The sequence below is a fragment of the Rhizobacter sp. P5_A1 genome (assembly GCF_056400745.1).
Window position 1 is genome coordinate 46,177 of the sequence record NZ_JBFUKR010000021.1, and the last position, 16,451, is coordinate 62,627.

Below are 16,451 nucleotides of genomic sequence, written 5' to 3' on the forward strand. Positions count from 1 at the left end.
GCTCTTGGTTCGTCAGGTTTTGATTCGGCTCAATCGATCTTGAACCGCGCCACCGACTGCTTCAGTTCTTCGGCGGTGCGCGACAGTTCGCGCACCATCTGGGCGGTCGAGCGCGTGCCCTCGCCGGTCTGCTCGGTCACCGCGAAGATGTGCTGGATGTTGGCCGCGACGACGTTCGCCGACTGCGCTTCGCTGAGCGCCTGGTTCGAGATCTGGCCGATCAGGTCGGCGAGCTGGCGCGACACGCGGTCGATTTCGCCGAGCGCGGTACCGGCCGCGTCGGACAGCCGCGTGCCCTCGACCACGCCCTGCGTGCTGCGCTCCATCGCGCCGACCGCATCCTGCGTGTCGGTCTGAATCGTCTTGACGAGTGCGGCGATCTGGCGCGTCGCGTCGCCGGAGCGTTCGGCCAGGCGCTGCACTTCCTCGGCGACGACCGAGAAGCCGCGACCGGCCTCGCCGGCCGAGGCCGCCTGGATCGCGGCGTTCAGCGCGAGCACGTTGGTCTGTTCGGTAATGTCCGAGATCAGCTCGGTGATTTCGCCGATCTCCTGCGACGATTCGCCCAGCCGCTTGATGCGCTTCGAGGTTTCCTGGATCTGGTCGCGGATCGAGTTCATGCCGCCGATCGTGTTCTGCACCGCGCGCAGACCCGACTCGGCCGCTTCGAGCGACTGGCGCGCGACCGCGGCGGTCTCCTGCGCCTGGCCCGACACGTCGTTGATTCGACCCGCCATCTGCAGCACCGATTCGCCGGTGTCGCGAATCTCGCGCAGCTGCTCGCTCGATGCCGCGAGCAGCTCGGTCGACGTGGCTTCGACCTGCTGCGTCGTGTCGGTCACGCGGCCCACCGTGCCCTGCACCTGCGAGACCAGCGTGCGCAGCTCTTCGACCGTGTAGTTGACCGAGTCGGCGATCGCGCCGGTGATGTCTTCGGTCACGGTCGCCTGCTGCGTCAGGTCGCCTTCCGCGACCGCCTGCAATTCGTTCATCAGCCGCAGAATCGCCGCCTGGTTCGCGTCGTTGACGCGCTTGGCTTCCTGCTGCTCGCGCTCGGCCATCAGGCGCTGGCCCTCGGCCGCCGCGGCGCGCTCGGCCTGGCCGCGCACGTACAGGCGCAGCAGGCCGGCGCCGCCGAGCAGCAGCACGACGGCGGCGAGGAGCAGCAGGGACAGGCTGGCGCCGCTGAAGCCAGTCTCCTTCGACAGGCGCTCCTGCACGACCTCGAGGCCTTTGCGCAGCGGTTCGCTGTCGGCGACGATGCTCGACTGCGCCTCGCGCGCCGAGACCAGGCCCTGCAGGTTGCCGAGAATCGCGCTCGCCTGCGTCTTCGTCGTTTCGTACTGCTTCATCAGCGCGACCAGGCGCTCGCGCGTCTGCGCATCCTTGGTCGCGGGCAGGCGCAGCTCGGCATTGCCGTCGAGCAGGCCCTGGCCGATCTCGCGAAACGAGTTCAGGTCCTTGCCGAGCAGGAACACCGCCTCGGGGCTCACGCCTTCCATCGTCAGGAATTCGTTCGCCGACTTGCCGATGCGCTGCGTCAGCATCACGAGCTGGCCGACCGCCGAGAGCTCGGCCGGCGAGGCGTCTTGCTGCAGCTTCAGCGACGAGACGGTCTCGGCGGTCTCGAGCAGGTCGGACGACTGGCGGTTGATCGCGCGCAGCGCCTGGCCGACCTGGGTCAGCACCTGCTGCTGCGCCAGCACGGTCTTCGCACTCTTCTCGGCCTTGTCGATCAGCGGCAGCATCGGCTCGATCGCTTCCTGCACGCTCGCCGGGGCAGCCGCAATGTCGCCTTCGCCGCTGCGCAGGCCGCGCACGTTCTTGATCAGCACGTCGGCGCTTTCCTTGACCTCGGGGAACGCCGCGGCGCTGCCGATCAAGGCCTGCGAGACCGACTTCGCGAGCCGCTGCGACTGCATCAGCGCCTGCCCGCTGGCGCCGACCTGGGCCGCGCCGCGGTTCGCCGACAGCAGCGACATGACCGTCATCACGATCACGCCGATCGCGCCAATGCCGACCATGAAGAACAGGATGCGCTGCTGATCGGCAACCGGCCGGTTGCCGATCAACGGCAGGCCGGTACCGGCCGCCGCGGGGTTCGACCCGCCGTCCTGGATGCGCGTCTCGGAGAAGTCGGCCATTTCGGACGGCGCGGCCTCGGTGATGATGGAGGTGTCGGCGTCCTGCGTCTGCTGCTGCGTCGGCACGTCATAGGCGGCCGCGCCGGTCACGTCGGTGGCCGGGCCCTCGGGTGCGAGCTGCGCAGCGCGCGGCGCGAGCGGCTCGTCGAGCGCCGCGGCACCCGACACGCCGGGCATCGCGACCTCGTCCTTCTGACTCCAACCCTTGATCTTGTTCAGGAAGCTCATATGGCCCTCTCGCGGTCTCGTCTGCAGGTGCGAACGCCGGCGGCGTTCAACCCACGATCTTCAAAAATGCGTCGTCGCTCGCCAGTTCGGACAATCGCAACTCCTGCCATGGCCGGCCCGCCGCATCGCGCAGGCGCGCGCCCGCGAACGCCGGACGCACGCTGCCATCCGGTGGCTCGGGCGTCAGCTCGTCTTCACTGCGCAGACCCGACAGCCGGTCGACCATCAGCACGCAGTTGATGTCGAGCGCCTGGTTGAAGCCGACCAGGCGCGCCTGCTGCTCGCGGCCCGACTCCGGCGCCTTGACGCCGAGAAAGCCGGCCAGGTCGACGACGCCGTGCAGGTGCCCGCGCAGGTTCGCGACGCCGAGGAACCAACGGTGGCTGTACGGCACCGGCAGGATCGGCGCAAGCGCGAAGATCTCGCCGGCCTCGCGCAGCGGCAGCAGAAAGCCGCGTCCGCTGCTCTCGACCGCGAGCCAGGACTGGCCGCGCACTTGCGTGCGCGCCGCCTGCAAGCGTTCGGCGAGGCGGCTCTGAAGGTCGCGCAGGGCTTGCTTGTTGGCCATTCAGGGGTCAGCTGTTCAATCGAACGCGTGGATCTTCGCGACGAGCTCGTCGGCGTTGACCGGCTTGACGATGTAGTCGCGCGCGCCCTGGCGCATGCCCCAGACCTTGTCGGTCTCCTGGTTCTTGCTCGTGCACATGATCACCGGCACGCCGGTGAAGCGCGGGTCGCGCGTGATCGCGCGGGTCAGCTGGAAGCCGTTCTGCCCCGGCATCACGACGTCCATCAGGATCAGGTCGGGCCTTTCCTCGCCGAGGCGGCGCATTGCCTCCTCGCCGTTCTCGGCGGTGCGCACGGCGTAGCCGCGCTTCACCAGCAGGTCAGAGAGGTAGTGCAGTTCGGTCTTCGAATCGTCGACCAGCAGGATCTTCTGGATCGTCATGGGCTTATCCTTCGGCAGCGCGGCGTTGCGAGCTCGGTGGGCGCGTCAGGCGCCGCGCCGGTGCTGCTCCACCGCCTGCAGAAGCTGGTCCTTGGTGAAGGGTTTGGTCAGGTAGGCCTCGGAGCCGACCATGCGGCCGCGGGCCTTGTCGAACAGGCCGTCTTTCGACGACAGCATGATCACCGGCACACCGGCGAACTTGGTGTTGCGCTTGATGATCGCGCAAGTTTGATAGCCGTCGAGCCGCGGCATCAGGATGTCGCAGAAGATCAAGTCGGGGTCGTGGTCGTTGACCTTGGCCAGCGCATCGAAACCGTCTTCGGCGAGGAGCACGTCATAGCCGCCCTGCTTCAGGAAGATCTCGGCACTGCGGCGGATCGTGTTGCTGTCGTCGATGACCAGCACCTTGATGCTCACGGGGTCGGCTGGGGCCTGATTGCTCAACAAGCATTCTCCTCAACGACATGGGTTCGGCGGGGGTTCCGCCGGCGGCCTGCTGCTTGCTGGCTCTGTAGGGTTGCCTATCTCGCTCGCCTTGCGAGCCGGATCCTTCAGATCTGAACCATCTCGAAATCTTCCTTGCGTGCGCCGCACTCCGGGCAGGTCCAGTTCATCGGGACGGCTTCCCACGGTGTGCCTGGAGCGATGTCGTGTTCGGGGTCGCCGGCGGCCTCGTCGTAGATCCATCCACAGATCAGGCACATCCAGGTTTTCGGTTCGGTCACTTTGGTCGTGGCCCGAAAGGGCGCATCGCTTCACTACAATGCAGACAGATTGTAGCCATCGCCCCTGCCAAAAATTCAAGTCTTTGTAGGCACATACGCAACTTTCTTCACGTTCGCCTAGAGGTCCGGCCGAGGCCCTTCGCGCGCCTTTGCCGCCTCTTCTTTGCCACGTTCTCGGGCCCCTTCGATGACCGCTGAATCCCCCACCGCCCCGACCGAGATCGATGCCGGCGCCGACGAAGCCCAGGAGCAACCCGCGCCTGCCTGCGTGATGAGCTTCAATGCCAGCGACCCGAGCGGTGCCGGCGGCATGGCCGGCGATGTCTCGACGATCGCCGCGATGGGCGCGCATGGCCTGCCGGTCGTCACCAGCATCGTGATGCGCGACACCCACGAGGTCTTCGACCACCACGCGATCGACGCCGACGTGATCGCCGAACAGGCGCGCAGCATCCTCGAAGACGTGACGATCGCGGCCTGGAAGGTCGGCTTCCTCGGTTCGACCGAGGGCGTCAGCACGGTCGCCGAGATCCTCTCCGATTACCCCGACGTGCCGCTCGTCGCCTACATGCCGAACCTGTCGTGGGTCGAGGAAGACGAGCTGCAGAGCTACCTCGACGCGTTCCGCGAGCTCGTGCTGCCGCAGACCGAGGTGCTGGTCGGCAGCCACCAGACGCTGACCGACTTCCTGCTGCCCGACTGGGACAACGAGCGCCCGGCGTCGCCGCGCGAGCTTGCGGTCGCGGCCGGCGAGCACGGCGCGCGCTACGTGCTCGTCACCAGCGTGCCGCTGCCGGACCAGTTCATGGACAACGTGCTGGCATCGCCGCAGGGCGCGATCACCGGCGAGAAGTTCGAGCGCTTCGAGGTCGCGTTCGTCGGCGCCGGCGACACGCTCGCGGCCGCGTTGGCAGCACTGCTCGCGACCGGCGCCGACCTGACCGCCGCGGTCGGCGAGGCGCTCGCGTTCCTCGACCAGGCGCTCGACGCGGGCTTTCGCCCCGGCATGGGCAACGTGATCCCGGACCGCTTCTTCTGGGCCCTGCCGCCCGGCGAAGACGAAGACGCCGAAGGCGAGGCGGGCGAACCAGGCCCCGAAGAAGAAGCCGCGCCGGACGACGAAACCCCGCCGAAGAGCTCTCGCCATGTCCACTGATCCGTCCACGGCCCGCAGCAACGCCGCGCTGTTCGAGCGCGCCCAGAAAGTCATTCCGGGCGGCGTCAACTCGCCGGTGCGCGCATTCCGGGCGGTCGGCGGCACGCCGCGCTTCATCGCCCGCGCACAGGGCCCCTACATCTTCGACGCCGAGGGCGCGCGCTACATCGACTACATCGGCTCCTGGGGCCCGATGATCCTCGGCCACGGCCACCCGGCCGTGCTCGAGGCGGTGCAGAAGGCAGCGCTCGACGGCTTCTCGTTCGGCGCGCCGACCGAGCGCGAGATCGAGCTCGCCGAGGCGATCCTCGAACTCGTGCCGAGCATGGACCAGCTGCGGCTCGTCAGCTCCGGCACCGAGGCCGCGATGAGCGCGCTGCGCCTGGCGCGCGGCGCGACCGGCCGCAGCAAGATCATCAAGTTCGAGGGCTGCTACCACGGCCACGCCGACGCGCTGCTGGTCAAGGCCGGCTCGGGGCTTGCGACCTTCGGCCACCCGACCAGCGCCGGCGTGCCGGCCGAGGTCGTGCAGCACACGATCGTCCTCGAATACAACAACGTCGCCGAGATCGAGGCGGCGTTCGCGCTGCAGGGTTCGGCGATCGCCTGCGTCGTGATCGAGCCGATCGCCGGCAACATGAACTTCGTGCGCGCCTCGGTGCCGTTCATGCGGCGCATCCGCGAGCTCTGCACGCAGCACGGCGCGTTGCTGATCTTCGACGAGGTGATGACCGGCTTCCGGGTCGCGCTCGGCAGCGCGCAGAGCCTGTATGCGAGCGCGATCTCCGGCTTCGCGCCCGACATCAGCGTGTTCGGCAAGGTCATCGGCGGCGGCATGCCGCTCGCGGCCTTCGGCGCGAAACGCGACGTGATGGAGCAGCTTGCGCCGCTCGGGCCGGTCTACCAGGCCGGCACCCTGTCGGGCAACCCGGTCGCGACCGCCTGCGGCCTCGCGACGCTGCGCGAGATCCGCCGACCCGGCTTCTTCGAGGCGCTGACGGCCAGCACGCGCACGCTGCTCGATGGCCTGCTTGCCAGCGCCGCCGAGGCCGGCGTGCCGATGGTCGGCGACTGCGAGGGCGGCATGTTCGGCTTCTTCTTCACGCGCTCGGCCGATGCCGCGCTGCCGCAGAACTACGCCGAGGTGATGGCGACCGACAAGGAGCGCTTCAACCGCTTCTTCCACGCGATGCTCGACCGCGGCGTCTATTTCGCACCGGCGATGTACGAGGCCGGCTTCGTCAGCGGTGCGCACGCGCCGGACGACCTGCGGGCGACCGCGGCCGCCGCGTTGCAGGCCCTGCGCGCCTGAAGCGATGGCCGGGGCGGGAGCCGCGTACCGCGCGGCGGTGTTCGACATGGACGGCCTGCTGCTCGACTCCGAGCGGCCGACGCGCGACGCCTGGATGAGCGCCGCCGCCGCGGCCGGCGTCGCGCTCAGCGAGGTCGACTACCTGACGCTGGTCGGGCTGAACCACACCGAGAGCAGCGCCCGTCTGCTCGGCTTCTTCGGCAACGACAGCGCGCGCCTGGCCACGGCCGGTGCGCACGCCGCGGGCTGGCTCGCCGCGCGCTTCGGCGCGCGCCCGTTCGATCCGAAACCGGGCGCTCTGCGCCTGCTGCTGGCGCTGCGCGACGCCGGCGTGCCGTGCGCGGTGGCCTCGTCAACGCACCGCGCCGAGCTGCTGCAGCGCCTGCACCGGGCCGGGCTGCTCGAGTTCTTCGGCGCCGTCTGTGGCGGCGACGAGGTGCGCCACGGCAAGCCGGCGCCCGATCTGTACACGCTCGCCGTGCAACGTCTGGGCGCCGCACCCGCGACCACCCTCGCCTTCGAGGATTCGGGCCACGGCGTGCGGGCGGCGCTGGCCGCCGGTCTCGCGGTCGTCGCGGTACCCGATCTGAAGGCGCCCGATCCGGCCTGGCAAGCACGTTGCTTGGCGGTCCTGCCGTCGCTCGCGGCGGTCGACGCGCACAGTGCCGAATGGTTCGGCATCACGTGCGATCCGACTCCCTGATGCGGCGGCGCAGCGACGCGCTCCACTTCTAGAATTCCCCATGCACATCCACATCCTCGGCATCTGCGGCACCTTCATGGGCGGGCTGGCCGCGCTGGCGCGCGAAGGCGGCCACACCGTCACCGGCTGCGATGCCGGCGTCTATCCGCCGATGAGCGATCAGCTGCGCGCGCTGGGCATCGAGCTCGTCGAGGGCTACGGCGCCGAGCAGATGGCGCTCGCGCCCGACCTGTTCGTGATCGGCAACGTGATCGTGCGCGGCAACCCGCTGATGGAGGCGATCCTGGACGCCGGTGCGCCGTACAGCAGCGGCCCGCAGTGGCTCGCCGACCATGTGCTGCAGGGCCGCCACGTGCTCGCGGTGGCCGGCACGCACGGCAAGACGGGCACGACCTCGATGCTCGCGTGGGTGCTCGAGAAGGCGGGGCTCGAACCGGGTTTCCTGGTCGGCGGCGTGCCGCTGAACTTCGGCGTCTCGGCGCGGCTCGGCAAGGTCGCGCCCGGTGCGCCGTTCGTGATCGAGGCCGACGAGTACGACACCGCGTTCTTCGACAAGCGCAGCAAATTCGTGCACTACCGGCCGCGCACCGCGATCCTGAACAACCTCGAGTTCGACCACGCCGACATCTTCGACGACCTCGCGGCGATCGAGCGCCAGTTCCACCACCTCGTGCGCACCGTGCCGGCGCAGGGCCGGATCGTCGTCAATGCACGCGAAGAAGCCCTGCAGCGCGTGCTCGCGATGGGCTGCTGGAGCCAGGTGCAGCGCTTCGGCGCGCGCAAGGAGGAGCCGGGCGCGTTGCGCGCGCGCGGCGAGCCGCATGCGTTCGACGTGCTGCGCGGCAGCCTGAAGATCGGCCGCGTCGAGTGGTCGCTGCTCGGCGAGCACAACCAGCTCAACGCGCTGGCGGCGATCGGGGCGGCCGAACAGGTCGGCGTCGCACCGGAGCTCGCCGCGCAGGCGCTCGCCCGCTTCGAGAACGTGCGGCGCCGGCTCGAGCTGCGCGGCGAAGCCGGCGGCGTCAAGGTCTACGACGACTTCGCGCACCACCCGACCGCGATCCGCACGACCGTCAACGGGCTGCGCCGCAAGGTCGGCGCGCAGCGCATCCTCGCGGTCTTCGAGCCGCGCTCGAACACGATGAAGCTCGGCGCGATGAAGGCGCAGCTGCCGTGGTCGCTCGAAGAGGCCGACCTCGCGTTCTGCCACAGCGGCGGCCTCGGCTGGGACGCCGCGCAGGCGCTGGCGCCGATGGGCCGGCAGGCCCTGGTCTGCGCCACGATCGACGAGCTCGTCCAGCGCGTCGTCGCCGCGGCGCGGCCGGGCGACCATTTGCTGTGCATGAGCAACGGCGGCTTCGGCGGCATCCACGCGAAGCTGCTCGACGCGCTGACCAACCGCCTGTGAGCACGCCGACCGGCCCGAGCGCCGGGCCGCCCCGCGGCCGAGGGGCCGTCACCACGCATCTTCTTTACCTGCACGGCTTTCGCTCGTCGCCGCAATCGACGAAGGCGCGGATGACCGCGGCGTGGATGCGGCAGCACCGGCCCGACGTGCCATGGTGGTGCCCGCAGCTGCCGCCGTCGCCGCGCGAGGCAATGCAGCGCGTGCTCGACGGCGTCGCCGACTGGCCGGCGGCACGCAGCGCCGTGATCGGCAGCTCGCTCGGCGGCTTCTATGCGACCGCGCTCGCCGAGCGTCTCGGCTGGCGCGCGGTGCTGCTGAACCCCGCTGTCGACCCGGCCCGCGATCTGGCGAAGTACATCGGCGAGACCACCGCCTGGCACAGCGACGAGCGCTTCTTCTTCCGCCCCGAGTTCATCGCCGAGCTGCGCGCGCTGGCGCCGGCCGCGCTGACCGACCTGCAGCGCTACTTCGCGGTCATCGCGAAGGGCGACGAGGTGCTGAGCTGGGTCGAGATGAGCGAGCGCTACCGTGGCTGCTGCATCAAGCTGCTCGAAGGTGGCGACCACGCGTTGAGCGACTTCCACGCGCACCTGGCCGAGATCACCGCGTTTCTCGGCCTCACCAGTGGATAAGCGCCCACAGCACGCGGCCCCAGACCTCGACGTTGAACCACAGCAGCAAGGCCATGTACAGCATGCGCCGCATGGCACGTGCGCGCTGCAGCCAGACATCGATGTCGAACGCGACGAAGAGCAGGAAGCTCAGCAGCGAGCCGGCCGCGAACAGCGCGGACAGCACGCCAATGATCCAGCGGAAGATCGTCATCGATGGCCCTTCATACCATTTCGGCCAGCCGCTCGACGATCAGCACACCGAAGAACACCAGCGCCGCGACCACCGTCCAGCGGATCAGCCGGATGCCGATCGCGCGGTACCGCGCCTGGCCCGTCGCGAAGTAGAGCGCGAAGCACGCGAGCCCTGCCAGCAGCAGCAGGAGCACGACCGCACGGACGAACAGCATCGGTGCCGGGGGCCCTGATCACCAGGCCGGCGCGAGGTCGGCCAGGCCGGCCGGCGCCTTCGAGGCATCGTCGAAGCTGACGATCTCGTACTGGCTCGGATCGGCGAGCACCGCGCGCAGCAGCTTGTTGTTCAGGTCGTGGCCGGAGCGGAACGCGCTGTAGGCGGCGATCAGCGGGTGGCCGACGACGAGCATGTCGCCGATCGCGTCGAGCATCTTGTGCTTGACGATCTCGTCGTCGTAGCGCAGGCCGCCGTCGTTGAGGACCTTGTAGTCGTCGATCACGAGCGCGTTGTCCATGCTGCCGCCGAGCGCCAGGCCGCGCGAGCGCATCATCTCGACATCTTTCGTGAAGCCCAGCGTGCGCGCGCGCGCGATCTCCTGCTTGTAGCGGCCCGAGCCCATGTCGAAGCTCAGGCGCTGGCCGGTCTGGTCGACGGCGGGGTGGTCGAAGTCGATCTCGAAGCTCAGCTTGTAGCCCTCGAAGGGCTCGAGCCGCGCCCACTTCAGCGCCGGCCCGGCGCCTTCGCGCACCTCGACCGGCCGGCGGATCCGCATGAAGCGCTTCGGCGCGTCCTGCAGCTCGATGCCGGCGCTCTGCAGCAGGAACACGAAGCTCGCGGCCGAGCCGTCGAGAATCGGCACTTCTTCGCCGTTGATGTCGACGATCAGGTTATCGATGCCCAGCCCGGAGCAGGCCGACAGCAGGTGCTCGATCGTCTTGACCTTCGGCGCACCCGGGTCGCCGCCGGCAGACAGGGTCGTCGCCATGCGCGTGTCGGTGATCCACAGTGCGTTGACGCGGATGTCGACCGGCTGCGCCAGGTCGACGCGCCGGAACACGATTCCGGTGTCGGGCGCGGCGGGGCGCAGCGTCAGCTCGACGCGCTGGCCGCCATGCAGCCCGACACCGACGGCGCGGGTCATGGCTTTGAGGGTTCGTTGGGCGAGCATCGTCCGCGATTGTCGTGGAAAAAGCGCGCGCCTCGCGCAATGCGGGCTGCCCGCGGACTTCTTCCGGTCACGCGCCGGTCATCGCGCGCCGCTAGCGTGGGCGGCGCCTTCGCGCTGCCCATTCCAACTTCAACGAGGAAAACCCATGACCGATTCCAACCGCCGCGGCTTCCTGCGCGCCGTCGGCAGCGCCGCCGGCGCCACCGCCGCGCTGACGACCTTTCCGCCGTCGATCGCACGCGCGCTGTCGATCCAGGCGGCGCGCCGCACCGGCACGATCCAGGACGTCGAGCACATCGTGATCCTGACGCAGGAGAACCGCTCGTTCGATCACTACTTCGGCACGCTCAACGGCGTGCGCGGCTTCGCCGATCGCTTCCCGATTCCGGTGGCCGATGCGCCCGGCATCGCCGGCAAGAACGTCTGGTACCAGCCGAACCAGAGCCCGACCGGCGTGCCGGCGGCGATCGCGCCGTTCCGCCTGAACACGCTGCAGCAGTTCGCGGTGATGCGCGTCCAGGGCACGCCGCATTCGTGGACCGACGCGCAGTACGCCTGGGACCAGGGCCGCATGAACGCGTGGCCGCGCGCGAAGGCGAATCACTCGATGGGCTACTTCGCGAAGGACGACCTGCCGTTCCAGTGGGCGATGGCGAACGCGTTCACGATCTGCGATGCCTACCACTGCAGCGCGCAGGCCGGCACCAACACGAACCGCCTGTTCCTCTGGACCGGCAGCAACGACCCGCTCGCGAAAGGCCACGGCCCGGCGACCTACAACGACTACGACTGGTTCGATGCGAACCCCGGCAACGACGGCGGCTACTCGTGGACGACCTACCCCGAACGCCTCGAGGCCGCCGGCATCAGCTGGCAGGTCTACGAGAACATGGCCGACAACTTCACCGACAACGCGCTGGCCGGCTTCCAGAGCTTCCGCGCGGCCTGGTTCCAGAAGCCCGGCTACTCGCAGGCGCTGCGCGATCGCGGCGTCAGCACGCGCGACCTCGATCTGCTCAAGGCCGACGTGATCGCGAACAAGCTGCCGGCCGTGTCGTGGATCGTCGCGACCGCCGAAGGCTCCGAGCATCCCGGGCCATCGAGCCCGGCGCAAGGCGCCGACTACACCTCGAAGGTGCTGGACGCGCTGACCTCGAACCCGGAGGTCTGGTCGAAGACCGTGCTGCTGGTCAACTTCGACGAGAACGACGGCTTCTTCGACCACCTGCCGCCGCCGGCCGCGCCGTCGTACCAGCACGGGAGCGCGACGCCGTCGCAGGCGGCGCTCGCCGGCGCATCGACCGTCGACACCAGCGGCGAGTACCACGAGGTGCTGGTCAGCTACCACAACAACGCTGCCGAGCAGGCGCTGCTGCACCGGCCCTACGGCATGGGCCCGCGCGTGCCGATGTACGTGATCTCGCCGTGGAGCCGCGGCGGCTGGGTCAACTCGCAGCTGTTCGACCACACCTCGGTGATCCGTTTCATCGAAGCGCGCTTCGGCGTGATGGAGCCGAACATCTCGGCCTGGCGCCGCGCGGTCAGCGGCGACCTGACGACCGCGTTCAACTTCACCGACCCGAACGACGAGGCCTTCTTCGCGAACCTGCCGACGACGCTGGCGCTCGCGAACAAGGCGCGCGCGTTGCCCGGCCGCACGTTGCCCGCGACACCGGCCGTCACCGCGCTGCCGGTGCAGGCCGACGGCGTGCGTCCGTCGCGCGCGTTGCCGTACGAGCTGCAGGTCGTTGCGCAGATCGTGCCGGGAACGGCCGGCCCGCGCGGGACGCGCGTCGACCTGGTGTTCGGCAACACCGGCAAACAGGCCGCGGTCTTCCACGTCTACGACCGTCGCAACCTGGCCGAGCTGCCGCGCCGCTACACGGTCGAACCCGGCAAGCAGCTGGTCGGTTCGTGGACGCCGGCGCTGAACGGCGCCTATGACCTGTGGGTGCTCGGGCCGAACGGCTTCCACCGCCACGGCACCGGCAATGCGACGCGCGCCGCGGCGCCCGGGCAGCCCAACCCCGAGGTCCAGGTGAGCAGCGACGCCGTGACCGGCGACCTCGTCCTGAAGTTCGTCAACAGCGGCAACGGCCCCTGCGCCTTCACGCTGACGCCGAACCAGTACTACACCGGCTCGGCGCAGTACACGGTCGTCGCGCGCAGCGAGAACGTGATCCGCCTGCCGCTGCGCACCAGCGGCGGCTGGTACGACTTCAGCGTCTCGGTGCGCGGCCAGACCGACTACAGCCGCCGCTTTGCCGGCCGGCTCGAGACCGGCCAGCCCTCGTTCAGCGACCCGGCGATGTTCGGGCCGGCGCTGGGCGAGCAGTGGCGGGTGGGCTGAGGTAGATCCCTGCGTCGGCGCTCGCGCGCCGACGCAGGCTCACAGGCTCAATCGGCCTGCTTGCGCAGGAACGCCGGGATCTCGATCTCGTCCATCCCGTTGCTCGCCAGCGCATCGACCTTCGCGGCCGCGGTGCGGCCGTTGCGCCAGACGCTCGGGGTCGTCAGCGCGCTGTAGTCGTGCGCCGGCACCATCCCATGGGGAGCGCCTTGCGGGGTGCTCAGCGCGCTCTGCAGGATCGGCAGGTCGTGCGTGCCGGTGCGCTGCGCCGGCATGCTGTGGACCATGCTGATCGGCGCCTGCGCGCGGCGCGCCGGCGACAGGCCGGTCGCGATCACCGTCACGCGCAGCTGGTCGCCCAGGCTTTCGTCGTACGCGGTGCCGTAGATCACGTGCGCGTCGTCGGCCGCATAGCGTCGGATCGTGTTCATCGCGTTGCGGCTCTCGGCCAGCTTGAAGGTGTTGCGGTTCGCCGCGATCAGCACCAGCACGCCGCGTGCGCCCGACAGGTCGATGCCCTCGAGCAGCGGGCACGCGACGGCCAGATCGGCCGCCTTGGTCGCGCGGTCCGGGCCGCTCGCGATCGCGGTGCCCATCATCGCCTTGCCGGGCTCGCTCATCACGGTCTTCACGTCCTCGAAGTCGACGTTCACGAGGCCCGGCATGTGGATGATGTCGCTGATGCCGCCGACCGCATTCTTCAGCACGTCGTTGGCATGCGCGAAGGCCTGGTCCTGCGTGATGTCGTCGCCCAGCACCTCGAGCAGCTTCTCGTTCAGGATCACGATCAGCGAATCGACGTTGGCCTCGAGCTCGGCCAGGCCGGCGTCGGCCGCCTTCATGCGGCGGTTGCCCTCGAACTCGAACGGCTTGGTCACGACGCCGACCGTCAGGATGCCCATCTCCTTCGCGACGCGCGCGATCACCGGCGCGGCGCCGGTGCCGGTGCCGCCGCCCATGCCGGCGGTGATGAACAGCATGTGCGAGCCGTCGATCGCCTGGCGGATGCGGTCGACCGCTTCTTCCGCCGCGGCCTTGCCGCACTCCGGCTTCGCGCCGGCGCCGAGGCCAGTCGTGCCGAGCTGGATCAGGTCGTGCGCGGCCGAGCGGTTCAGCGCCTGCGCGTCGGTGTTCGCGCAGACGAAGTTCACGCCCTGCACGCCCTGCGTGATCATGTGCTCGACCGCGTTGCCGCCGCCGCCGCCGACACCGATCACCTTGATCTGCGTGCCCATGCTGAACTCTTCAATCATTTCGATGGCCATTTGTTTCTCCAGTCCTAGTTGCAGTTGCCGTGTGTCTTCAAAGATCAGTCTTGTGGTGTTCCAACGCGGTTCGTTGTTGTTGTCGTCGTCGGGGTCCGGCGCGCGGCGGCGCCAGACCGTGGGCGGATTGAACGTGCAGCAATGAGTGCGTGTGCTTCATCGTCGTTTCCGCCTCGCTTTAGAAATTGCCCAGGAACCAGTCTTTCGCGCGGCCGAACAAGGTCTTGACCGACCCCGCCTGCTGCGCCGCCCGCATCCCGCGCGAGCGTGCGAAACGCGCCTCTTCGAGCAGCCCCATCACGGTCGCCGAGCGCGGGTTGCTGACCATGTCGTAGAGCGCGCCGTGGTACGTCGGCACGCCCTTGCGCACGGGTTTGAGGAAGATGTCTTCGCCGAGCTCGACCATGCCCGGCATCACCGCAGCGCCGCCAGTGATCACGATGCCGCTCGACAGCAGCTCCTCGTAGCCGCTCTCGCGGATCACCTGGTGCACCAGCGAATAGATCTCCTCGATGCGCGGCTCGATCACGCCGGCCAGCGCCTGGCGGCTCAGCATGCGCGGCGCGCGGTCGCCCAGGCCCGGCACCTCGAGCTGCTCGGCCGGATCGGCAAGCAATTGCTTGGCGACGCCGTACTCGACCTTGATCTCTTCGGCGTCTTTCGTCGGCGTGCGCAGCGCCATCGCGATGTCGCTGGTGATCAGGTCGCCGGCGATCGGGATCACCGCGGTGTGGCGGATCGCGCCGTCGGTGAAGATCGCGACATCGGTGGTGCCGGCGCCGATGTCGACGAGCGCGACGCCCAGGTCCTTCTCGTCGTCGGTCAGCACGGCATGGCTCGATGCGCTCGGGTTCAGCACGAGCTGGTCGACCTCGAGCCCGCAGCGCCGCACGCACTTGACGATGTTCTCGGCCGCGCTCTGCGCACCGGTGACGATGTGGACCTTGACCTCGAGCCGCCCGCCGCTCATGCCGATCGGCTCCTTGACCTCGTGGCCGTCGATCACGAACTCCTGCGGCTCGACCAGCAGCAGGCGCTGGTCGTTCGGGATGTTGATCGCCTTTGCGGTCTCGACGACGCGCGCCACGTCGACCGGCGTGACCTCCTTGTCGCGCACGATCACCATGCCGGTCGAGTTCTGGCCGCGGATGTGGCTGCCGGTGATGCCGGTGTAGACGCGGGTGATCTTGCAGTCGGCCATCATCTCGGCCTCTTTCAGCGCCTGCTGGATCGACTGCACCGTCGCGTCGATGTTCACGACGACGCCGCGCTTCAGCCCGTGCGTCGGCGCGCTGCCCAGACCGGCGATGCGCAGCTCGCCATCGGGCATCACCTCGGCAACGACCACCATGATCTTCGCGGTGCCGATGTCGAGGCCGACCACCAGATCCTTGTATTCCTTGGCCATACGTGTTCCCTCCCTCTATTTCTTCTTGCCCGCGGCGTCGGCCGAGGTGGTCGAGACACCCTTCAGCCGCACCGCGTAACCATCGTTGTGGCGCAGGTCGGCGTACAGCAACGGGTGCTGCGCGTAGCGGTTGCGCACTTCGGGCAGCGTCGCGATGAAGCTGCGCGTGCGCGCAATCACCTCGTCGTCGCTGCCGCGGCCGAGTTCGACCTCGGCGCCGTTGTCGAGCTCGACCCGCCACGAGCCGCGGCCCGAGAGTTCGAGCGTGTCGATGCGCGCGTCCATCGCCGCGAACTCCGGCTGCAGCCGGCCGATCATCCGCAGCATCTGCGCCGACGTGCCCTCGGGGCCGCGCAGCGTCGGCAGCGCGTCGTCCTCGACATCGCCGAGGTTCGCCTCGAAGACCTCGCCGAAGCTGTTGACCATCTTGTCGGAGACCTCGTCGCCGCTGGTCGACCCGCCCCACAGTGCCGCGGGCCGATGCTCTTCGAGCCGCACCCGCAGCCGGTTCGGCCAGATGCGCTGGACCACCGCCTGGCGCACCCACGGCACCGACTCGAACGCGCGCCGGCCGGCCGCCAGGTCCATCGTGAAGAAGTTGCCGGCGAGCTTCGGCGCGGCGTTCGCGCGGATCGTCAGCGCGCTGTTGTGCGCCAGGTCGCCCTCGACCTTGATCGTCCGCACCGCGAAGATCGGCCGGTGCGCCGCCCACAGCACCGCGACCGCGACGAGCGCGACCACGCCGACCGCACCCAGCACGACGGCGGTCGCGTTCATCAGCCGGATGTCGGCCGGCAGCGGGGCGGCGGGGGCGGGTCGGGCCATGGC

At 69.3% G+C, this 16,451-nt stretch carries 17 protein-coding genes; 6 read left to right on the plus strand and 11 right to left on the minus strand.

The genetic code is table 11. The features are described 5' to 3' along the window. Window positions 1–29 precede the first annotated feature (29 nt). The 5 genes from AC1DTW_RS20610 to AC1DTW_RS20630 all read right to left on the minus strand — a co-directional run bounded on the left by AC1DTW_RS20610 (window position 30) and on the right by AC1DTW_RS20630 (window position 4,046). Window positions 30–2,372, minus strand: coding sequence for a methyl-accepting chemotaxis protein (locus AC1DTW_RS20610; protein ID WP_477983251.1), 2,343 nt, complete (start codon window positions 2,370–2,372; stop codon window positions 30–32). A gap of 46 nt (window positions 2,373–2,418) precedes the next feature. Continuing rightward, window positions 2,419–2,940 carry a chemotaxis protein CheW gene (locus AC1DTW_RS20615; protein WP_477983252.1) on the minus strand — a complete coding sequence of 174 codons (522 nt, stop codon included), beginning with the start codon at window positions 2,938–2,940 and terminating at the stop codon, window positions 2,419–2,421. 15 nt (window positions 2,941–2,955) lie between these two features. Further along, a complete protein-coding gene (locus AC1DTW_RS20620; protein WP_477983253.1) occupies window positions 2,956–3,321 on the minus strand; it encodes a response regulator in 366 nt (121 codons plus the stop codon). 45 nt (window positions 3,322–3,366) lie between these two features. Further along, on the minus strand, window positions 3,367–3,765 hold the full coding sequence (locus AC1DTW_RS20625) for a response regulator (RefSeq protein WP_477983254.1): 399 nt from the start codon (window positions 3,763–3,765) through the stop codon (window positions 3,367–3,369). A 107-nt stretch (window positions 3,766–3,872) separates the two neighbouring features. Further along, window positions 3,873–4,046, minus strand: coding sequence for a rubredoxin (locus AC1DTW_RS20630; RefSeq protein WP_477983255.1), 174 nt, complete (start codon window positions 4,044–4,046; stop codon window positions 3,873–3,875). A 187-nt stretch (window positions 4,047–4,233) separates the two neighbouring features. On the opposite strand from AC1DTW_RS20630, the gene thiD reads away from it, so the two are divergent. Genes thiD through AC1DTW_RS20655 form a run of 5 tightly spaced genes read left to right on the plus strand, consistent with a single transcriptional unit; the run spans window position 4,234 to window position 9,257 of the window. Then, window positions 4,234–5,202, plus strand: a complete 969-nt coding sequence (gene thiD / locus AC1DTW_RS20635; RefSeq protein WP_477983256.1) for a bifunctional hydroxymethylpyrimidine kinase/phosphomethylpyrimidine kinase — start codon at window positions 4,234–4,236, stop codon at window positions 5,200–5,202. Continuing rightward, a complete protein-coding gene (gene hemL / locus AC1DTW_RS20640) occupies window positions 5,192–6,514 on the plus strand; it encodes a glutamate-1-semialdehyde 2,1-aminomutase (RefSeq protein ID WP_477983257.1) in 1,323 nt (440 codons plus the stop codon). The genes thiD and hemL overlap by 11 nt, the downstream gene beginning before the upstream one ends. 4 nt (window positions 6,515–6,518) lie before the next feature. Further along, entirely contained in the window at window positions 6,519–7,217 is a 699-nt protein-coding gene (locus tag AC1DTW_RS20645; RefSeq protein ID WP_477983258.1) for an HAD family hydrolase, read from the plus strand. 40 nt (window positions 7,218–7,257) lie between these two features. Then, window positions 7,258–8,625: a UDP-N-acetylmuramate:L-alanyl-gamma-D-glutamyl-meso-diaminopimelate ligase gene (gene mpl / locus AC1DTW_RS20650; protein WP_477983259.1), complete on the plus strand. Its 1,368-nt coding sequence runs from the start codon at window positions 7,258–7,260 to the stop codon at window positions 8,623–8,625. Further along, window positions 8,622–9,257 carry a YqiA/YcfP family alpha/beta fold hydrolase gene (locus AC1DTW_RS20655; protein ID WP_477983260.1) on the plus strand — a complete coding sequence of 212 codons (636 nt, stop codon included), beginning with the start codon at window positions 8,622–8,624 and terminating at the stop codon, window positions 9,255–9,257. The genes mpl and AC1DTW_RS20655 overlap by 4 nt, the downstream gene beginning before the upstream one ends. Here AC1DTW_RS20655 and AC1DTW_RS20660 read toward each other — a convergent pair. From AC1DTW_RS20660 to lpxC, 3 genes are read right to left on the minus strand one after another with little or no spacing between them, the layout of a single operon-like run. Next, complete coding sequence (locus AC1DTW_RS20660; protein WP_477983261.1) at window positions 9,244–9,450, minus strand: hypothetical protein; 207 nt, start codon at window positions 9,448–9,450, stop codon at window positions 9,244–9,246. The genes AC1DTW_RS20655 and AC1DTW_RS20660 overlap by 14 nt on opposite strands. Window positions 9,451–9,460: 10 nt before the next feature. Next, on the minus strand, window positions 9,461–9,646 hold the full coding sequence (locus tag AC1DTW_RS20665; protein WP_477983262.1) for a hypothetical protein: 186 nt from the start codon (window positions 9,644–9,646) through the stop codon (window positions 9,461–9,463). Window positions 9,647–9,664: 18 nt separating this feature from the next. Continuing rightward, window positions 9,665–10,600: a UDP-3-O-acyl-N-acetylglucosamine deacetylase gene (gene lpxC / locus AC1DTW_RS20670; protein WP_477983263.1), complete on the minus strand. Its 936-nt coding sequence runs from the start codon at window positions 10,598–10,600 to the stop codon at window positions 9,665–9,667. A gap of 145 nt (window positions 10,601–10,745) precedes the next feature. Here lpxC and AC1DTW_RS20675 point away from each other — a divergent pair, with 145 nt between their 5' ends. After that, window positions 10,746–12,950: a phosphocholine-specific phospholipase C gene (locus tag AC1DTW_RS20675; protein WP_477983264.1), complete on the plus strand. Its 2,205-nt coding sequence runs from the start codon at window positions 10,746–10,748 to the stop codon at window positions 12,948–12,950. A gap of 47 nt (window positions 12,951–12,997) precedes the next feature. Here the strand turns inward: AC1DTW_RS20675 and ftsZ are convergent, their stop codons facing one another. From ftsZ to AC1DTW_RS20690, 3 genes are all read right to left on the minus strand, one after another. Continuing rightward, window positions 12,998–14,215, minus strand: coding sequence for a cell division protein FtsZ (ftsZ, locus tag AC1DTW_RS20680; RefSeq protein ID WP_477983265.1), 1,218 nt, complete (start codon window positions 14,213–14,215; stop codon window positions 12,998–13,000). A gap of 178 nt (window positions 14,216–14,393) precedes the next feature. Beyond that, entirely contained in the window at window positions 14,394–15,623 is a 1,230-nt protein-coding gene (gene ftsA / locus AC1DTW_RS20685) for a cell division protein FtsA (RefSeq protein WP_477983266.1), read from the minus strand. A 15-nt stretch (window positions 15,624–15,638) separates the two neighbouring features. Continuing rightward, window positions 15,639–16,448 (minus strand): cell division protein FtsQ/DivIB, encoded by an 810-nt coding sequence (locus AC1DTW_RS20690; protein WP_477983267.1) that lies wholly within the window; start codon window positions 16,446–16,448, stop codon window positions 15,639–15,641. Between the last annotated feature and the right edge of the window lie 3 nt (window positions 16,449–16,451).